Raw genomic sequence first — 6821 nt, 5'->3', positions numbered from 1 at the left:
GCTAGATTCATCCCCGAAGGGATTCCTCTCGCTCGACTTGCATGTGTTAGGCACGCCGCCAGCGTTCGTCCTGAGCCAGGATCAAACTCTCAATTTATAAGTTTAATCATTTGCTCATTTCTTTGATTCTCTTTAGAATCGACTGGTTTCATTCCTCTGTTTAATTTTCAAAGACCACTTATTTAACAGTGTATAAATTATATCGTATAAATTTTGTCTTGTCAACATTTATATTTACATATTTCTTTTATGTTTGTTCTCGTTGACGACATTGACTATTCTATCATAATTATACTTAGTATTATTGTTATAATTAATAATTATACGTATTTATTTTAGTTTTTCTTTAATTTTCTCTTACTTATTTAATATTATTACTAATGATACACTAGAATAAGTTGGTGGTAATTTTTTAATATATAATTTAAACTAATTGTTTCATAATATAATATATAAGATATAAAATATATGTATATGATTTATAGGAGGTGTTTTTATATTGAAAAATATTGGTGTGTTTTTATATTCATTAATATTTATAAATACTTTATCAGTTATAATAATTGTTCTACTAGAAAGAAAACGACCTGAAAAAACTATTGCTTGGCTTCTTGTTATAGTTTTATTGCCTCCTATAGGATTGTTTATGTATATATTCTTAGGAAGGGATTGGAAGATTCACAAACTCAATAAAGATTTTTCACCGAAAATAAAACAATTAATAAACAAGGTAATAAATAAAATAGATGATATGGAATATATACCATTGATTCAACTACTAGTACAAAATAGCGAATCCCCTTTATTTATACATAATGATATAACTATATTTGGAGATGGATTAAAAAAATTTAATAAATTAAAGGAGGAAATTGCTAAAGCAAAACATCACATACATTTAGAATATTATATAGTCAAAAATGATACAATAGGTAATGAAATAAAAGATTTACTCATTAAAAAATCCTTAGAAGGGGTGTCTGTAAAGTTCATTATAGATAGGGTTGGCTCTATAAAACTTGGAAAACAATATATAAATGATATGCTTGACGCTGGAATAAATGTAGTTCAGTACTCTTATTTTTTAGCTCCTTTAGTAAGAAAAATAAATACTCAAATTAATTATAGAAATCACAGAAAAATTGTTGTTATTGATGGTACAGTAGGATTTATTGGCGGTATAAATATAGGAGATGAATATCTAGGAAAAGGTAAATTAGGATACTGGCGTGATACTCACCTAATGATAAAGGGAGATTTTGTTTTAGGTCTTCAAGGGGTTTTTATTGATGACTTTATGACTATTAAAAAGGCTAACGATGATCAAGTAATTTTAGATGAGGATGATTTCTTTTCATATTTTCCTAAAATCCATAAAAAAGACACTAAAATAATGCAATTAATAAAAAGCGGACCTGATTCTCCATATCCATCAATAATGCAAGGTATGCTTAAAATGATAAACATGGCTAAAAAAAATATATATATTACTACACCTTATTTTGTTCCTCCTGAGTCTATTATGGACGCCCTTAAAATATCACTTTTAAGTGGAGTAGACGTTAGAATTTTATTTCCTGGAAAATATGATCATTTTATTGTGTACTATGCTTCGAAAACATATTTAGCTGAATTGATAAAATGTGGTGCTAAGGTTTACCTTTATGATGATAAAAGTTTTATACATGCAAAGGTTATGACCATAGATGGAAAAGTTGCAACAGTAGGAACTGCCAATATGGATATAAGAAGTTATGAATTAAATTATGAAATAAATGCAGTTATATATGATGAACCTGTAACTACACAATTAGACGAGTTATTTTTTGAAGACTTAAAAAATAGTGTAATGTTAACAGAAAAGCAATATGATTCTACTCCTTTTTTAGCTAAATCTATGGAAACTGTCGCAAGACTTTTTTCATCTTTATTATAAATATTTACAAAGTTTATTAAAAGGGAGGTACAAAGAAAACACAGGTTTTCTTTATAAATATGAATATGGATATAGAAAATCAATTAATATCGATTGAAGAAGAAATTAAAAATATATGTGAAAATTATACCGACGACAACATAGGAGGATGGATAACTGGTCACGGCTCTGTACCTTGTGACATATTATTCATCGGGGAGGCCCCTGGTAAAACAGAAGTAGAGGAGAAAACTCCTTTTGTAGGTATGGCAGGAAAAAATTTTGAACACTATTTAAACTTAATAAATATTAAAAGAGAAAATATTAGAGTAACAAACACTTGTTATTTTAGGCCAATAAAAATTAAAGAGTCTGCTAACGGGAGATCTTCCATAAGTAATAGAACACCAAAAACTTCTGAAATATCTCTTTTTAAAGATATATTATATAAGGAAATAAACCTAGTTGATCCTAAGATTATAATAACTTTAGGTAATATTCCATTAAAAACTTTAACAGACTGTAAATCTATAGGTGAGTGTCACGGAAAAATTATTTTTAGTAAAAAAGTAAACAGATATGTTTTTCCAATGTATCATCCATCATCTTTAACTTATAATAGGAGTGAGGATTTCAAACAAAAATATATAGAGGATTGGTATAAACTAAAGGAAGCCTTAGAAACTATATAGCCTAAGGCTTCTTTTCTTATAATATTTCCTTTAGAATTTTAATACATTGATCAATATCCTCACTATTTACCATTGCAGAAAATGAATTTTTATATTTACATGGTATACTCATTTCTCCTGTCTTAATTCCTTGCCCTTCTTTATGAATCAATCCTCCATCGGAAGTTGAATTAGAAACGCCGTATTGGAGATTAATTCCTAGAGCTTTTGCTGATTCATCCAAGATTTCTTTTATTTCTTCATGCATTATAAGGCTCTTATCCATCACTTTTATTAGTGGTCCATTCCCTAGCTTAATACCATCTCCATCTATTATATCTTTAACATCTTCTAAATCTAATACTATACAGTATTCTGGATTTATCTTGTATGCTGCTGCTCTTGCACCTCTTCCCCCAAGTTGCTGTTGTGTAGAGAACACGAAGTATATCTCATTTTCACTATGTGATAATTCCTTTAATAATTTTAAAAGAACATAACATCCTACTCTATTATCTAAGTTAGCTCCTATTATACTATGCTCTTTTGATATGCAAGGACCTACTAAACAAGCAGTATCTCCCTCTTCTACAAATTTTAATACTTCCTCTTTTTCTGTTATTCCAATATCTATAAATAACTCATCTTTATTTATTACCATCTTTCCAATGGTACCATTTTTGAATTTAACTATGCTATGTACTATATCTTTAGATTGGAAATTCCCTATTTTCTCAACTTTTATTAAACCATTATCTTCTATAAAGGAAGCAATAAATCCTATACTATCCATATGAGAGCATACCATTATTTTCTTTTTACCAGTTCCCATATTTACAATCAAATTTCCTAATGAATCTTCAAGTATCTTAAAATTGGTTTCTTTTAATTCTTCCTTTATTATATTTTTAACTCCATCTTCATTTCCACTTACTCCAAAAGCATTTATTAAATCAACCAATAATTTATCCAATTTTTTTCTCCTCCACTATTATAATTTTTTTAAATACTCGATTACCAACCTACAAGTATTATTAAAGTCATCTAAGCTTGCTACGGAAACAGATGAGTGTATATATCTACAAGGCACTGATATAGTTACAACTTTAGCACCTTCCCCAGACATATTAATTGCTCCCCCATCATTTCCTCCTGAAGCACTTTTCCTAAATTGATATGGTATGTTTAGTTCATTAGCAATTTTTATTATTTCTCTAGATAACTCTATATTGAAGAGGCTTGTTTGATCCATTATAGATATAGCTGGCCCTTTACCAATTTCCGTAACTTTCTTGTTATCACTTATATTAGGCATATCTGCACAAATAGTACCTTCCAATACTATTCCTATATCTGGTTTTATTTTATATGACGAAGTATATGCTCCTCTTTCTCCAACTTCTTCTTGGATATTAAATACTCCATATATATCACAGTTATACTTTTCTTTCAAAACTTCTATTAAAACTGAACATCCTATTCTATCATCAAAAGCTTTTCCTTTTACAAGACCATCTCCAAATTTACCAAAGCTTGTACTAAATACAGCATATTCGCCTAAATTTATTATTTTTTTCGTTTCATCTTTTGAATTAGATCCTATGTCTATACAGTAATCTGAGTAGCTCATTACTTTTTCTTTCTCTTCCTTGCTTTGGAGATGAATAGGCTTAATTCCTATTACTCCTGGAATCTTATTCTTACCTATTAATACTACTTTAGCAGGTGGGATTCTGCTATTTATACTTCCTAATGAATAAAACCTTAAAGTTCCATCTTCATTATATCCCGTTATAATAAATCCTACTTCATCCATATGTGCATCTATTATTATTTTAGGCCCATTTCCTTTTTTATGAGCTATTATGTTTCCCATTCTATCAACTATTACTTCGTCTACATATTTTTTTACTTCTTCTTTTATAATATTTCTTACTTCACCCTCATACCCTGAAGCCCCTGAAGCATTACTAAGTTTTTCTAATAGCATAGTAGTTCCTCCAGTTCTATTTCATTTAGTTTCTCAATAAACTTAGCTAGTAATTTCCCAGTATTTTTTATATCTTCAATATTTATAACTTCTACTGAAGTGTGCATATATTTAATTGGAATTGATATAAGTAATGTTGGAATACCTTCGCCTGTAATTTGTATATCCCAAGCATCAGTACCTGTATTTCCAGGCTCTACTTCAATTCCATATGGTATATTATACTCATTGGCTATTTCTATTAATTTTTCTCTTAATTTAACATGTATATTAGGACCTATGCATATAATAGGTCCTTTTCCTAAATGATTTTCTCTTTCTTTATCCCCCAAATTTCCTGAGTCAAAAGTAACATCCACTGCAATTCCAATATCCGGGTTTATTCTATGACTTGCTACTTTTGCTCCTCTATGTCCTACTTCCTCTTGACATGAAGCTACAAAATATACATCAAAATCATGGTTTATGTTTTTTAATTCTTTTGCGCATTCATACATTGCAACTATACCAGCTCTATCATCAATGGCCTTAGAAGTTACATTGTTGTTTAGTAATTCATGAAAACCACCTTTCAATGTAATAAAATCCCCAACTTTTATTATATCTTTTAATTCATCTAATTTATATCCCGTGTCTATTAGTAAATCTTCTATTTTTACAGCTTTCTTTTTTTCATCATCATTCATTAAATGTGGAGGCTTTATTCCTATTATTCCATCTATTTTTACTTTTCCATGAATAACAACCTCTTGTGATACTAAGCTCTTTGGATCAATTCCATTGCTCTTAAATTTTAAAAAACCATTTTTTGAGTATCCAGTAACCATTAAAAATACTTCATCGGCATGGGCCATAATCATTAATTTACCTTTATCATTTCCTTTTTTATTCACATATAAATTATTTAAATTATCTATACTTACTTGTCCAAATTCTTTAAAATTATCTTCTATAATATTATGAATCCATTTTTCCCTACCACTAGGAGCATGTGATTCACATAAAATCTTCAATAAACCCTTACAATCCATATTTAAATCTCCTTTAGTACATAATAAATATATTATATCACATAGGATTAATTTCATAAAAAAAGGCAAATCTAACTTTTACTAAAGTAGATTCACCTTTTACTAACTATTTAATTATATCACTTTCACTTTCAGGTTCTTCAAAATTACAAATACTTCCCTCACAATTTTCTACAATCTCATCTTCCGCTTCTTCAATTTTTTCTACTTCTTCTACTCTCTCACAACAACTGCAAGCATTTTCGTCTTCATCTTCATATTCTTCTGCATCTTGATATTTCTCACTGCCGTCATTGGCTTTATTTTTTATTTCCTCTATTTTTTCTTTAATTTTTTCTATATTCTTATTTGACTCTTCAATACTCTTACATGCTTCCTCTAAATCTACATCTATCATTGCTCCGTTTTTATATTTTTGAAAAATCGTTTCACCAATTTCTTTATACAATTTTTCAATGTTGTTTTTTTCAGATGAAATGTTTAAATTCAACTTAGATGTTTCAACTATTTCACCAGACTTCTTTGCTACTGTTGCGGCCCCATCTCCTACTGTTTTAGCGATTTTTGATAATCCTGATGTTATACTATCTTTTATTTGCATATATTTACCCCCAATTTAATAAATAACTTCCATTAATAATATTATTAATAGTATTGCATAATATTGTTAATATATTATGTATATAAATTGAATTATTTGTAAAGTTTTTTTACATGCAAAAAAACCACCACTATTTAGTGATGGTTTTTGGTGACTCACCGGGGAATCGAACCCCGGACAACCTGATTAAAAGTCAGGTGCTCTACCGACTGAGCTAGTGAATCACATGACCTGGCGACGACCTACTTTCCCACAAGGCCTCCCTTGTAGTATCATCGGCGCATTGAAGCTTAACCGTCGTGTTCGGAATGGGAACGGGTGTTACCTTCAAGCCATTATCACCAGATGCTGTTCCACAGAAATCTTTGATTTCGTTTCGGAACAGTACTTCGCAGCCTTAGCTGCCGAAGTTTCATTGAAAGAAATATTCTTTCAAAATTGCACAAAGCATTTAATTAAGATCAAGCCCTCGACCTATTAGTACTAGTCAGCTGAATGTATTACTACACTTACACCTCTAGCCTATCAACCTTGTGTTCTTCAAGGGGTCTTACTAGCTTACGCTATGGGAAATCTAATCTTGAGGTGGGCTTCACGCTTAGATGCTTTCAGC

Annotated in this window: 6 protein-coding genes, 1 tRNA gene and 3 rRNA genes; 2 read left to right on the top strand and 8 right to left on the bottom strand. The window is 29.7% G+C overall.

Annotated elements, in window-relative coordinates:
• Positions 1 to 97 (bottom strand): 16S ribosomal RNA (locus tag KQI86_RS19895); the annotation flags it as partial.
• 402 nt (positions 98 to 499) lie between these two features.
• Between KQI86_RS19895 and cls the strand changes: the two genes are divergently transcribed.
• On the top strand, positions 500 to 1936 hold the full coding sequence (gene cls, locus KQI86_RS19890) for a cardiolipin synthase (RefSeq protein WP_216441156.1): 1437 nt from the start codon (positions 500 to 502) through the stop codon (positions 1934 to 1936).
• Between the two features lie 65 nt (positions 1937 to 2001).
• Positions 2002 to 2607 carry a uracil-DNA glycosylase gene (locus KQI86_RS19885; protein ID WP_216441157.1) on the top strand — a complete coding sequence of 202 codons (606 nt, stop codon included), beginning with the start codon at positions 2002 to 2004 and terminating at the stop codon, positions 2605 to 2607.
• 16 nt (positions 2608 to 2623) lie between these two features.
• On the opposite strand, the gene KQI86_RS19880 is transcribed toward KQI86_RS19885, so the two are convergent.
• The 7 genes from KQI86_RS19880 to KQI86_RS19850 all read right to left on the bottom strand — a co-directional run.
• The gene (locus KQI86_RS19880; RefSeq protein ID WP_216441155.1) at positions 2624 to 3559 is read right to left on the bottom strand and encodes a zinc-binding metallopeptidase family protein; all 936 of its coding nucleotides are present in this window, start codon (positions 3557 to 3559) and stop codon (positions 2624 to 2626) included.
• Positions 3560 to 3577: 18 nt separating this feature from the next.
• The gene (locus tag KQI86_RS19875) at positions 3578 to 4576 is read right to left on the bottom strand and encodes a M42 family metallopeptidase (RefSeq protein WP_216441154.1); all 999 of its coding nucleotides are present in this window, start codon (positions 4574 to 4576) and stop codon (positions 3578 to 3580) included.
• The gene (locus KQI86_RS19870) at positions 4567 to 5607 is read right to left on the bottom strand and encodes a M42 family metallopeptidase (protein ID WP_216441153.1); all 1041 of its coding nucleotides are present in this window, start codon (positions 5605 to 5607) and stop codon (positions 4567 to 4569) included. Before KQI86_RS19870 ends, KQI86_RS19875 begins: the two co-directional genes overlap by 10 nt.
• Positions 5608 to 5713: 106 nt before the next feature.
• Positions 5714 to 6208 (bottom strand): hypothetical protein, encoded by a 495-nt coding sequence (locus KQI86_RS19865; protein WP_216441152.1) that lies wholly within the window; start codon positions 6206 to 6208, stop codon positions 5714 to 5716.
• Between the two features lie 148 nt (positions 6209 to 6356).
• A tRNA-Lys gene (locus KQI86_RS19860) sits at positions 6357 to 6432 on the bottom strand.
• A gap of 5 nt (positions 6433 to 6437) precedes the next feature.
• Positions 6438 to 6554 (bottom strand): 5S ribosomal RNA (rrf, locus tag KQI86_RS19855).
• Positions 6555 to 6665: 111 nt separating this feature from the next.
• A 23S ribosomal RNA gene (locus KQI86_RS19850) occupies positions 6666 to 6821 on the bottom strand; the annotation flags it as partial.

This window comes from Clostridium mobile (genome assembly GCF_018918285.1).
In the GTDB taxonomy this organism is placed as follows: domain Bacteria; phylum Bacillota; class Clostridia; order Clostridiales; family Clostridiaceae; genus Clostridium_AW; species Clostridium_AW mobile.
This window is presented reverse-complemented; position numbering and strand designations above follow the sequence as displayed.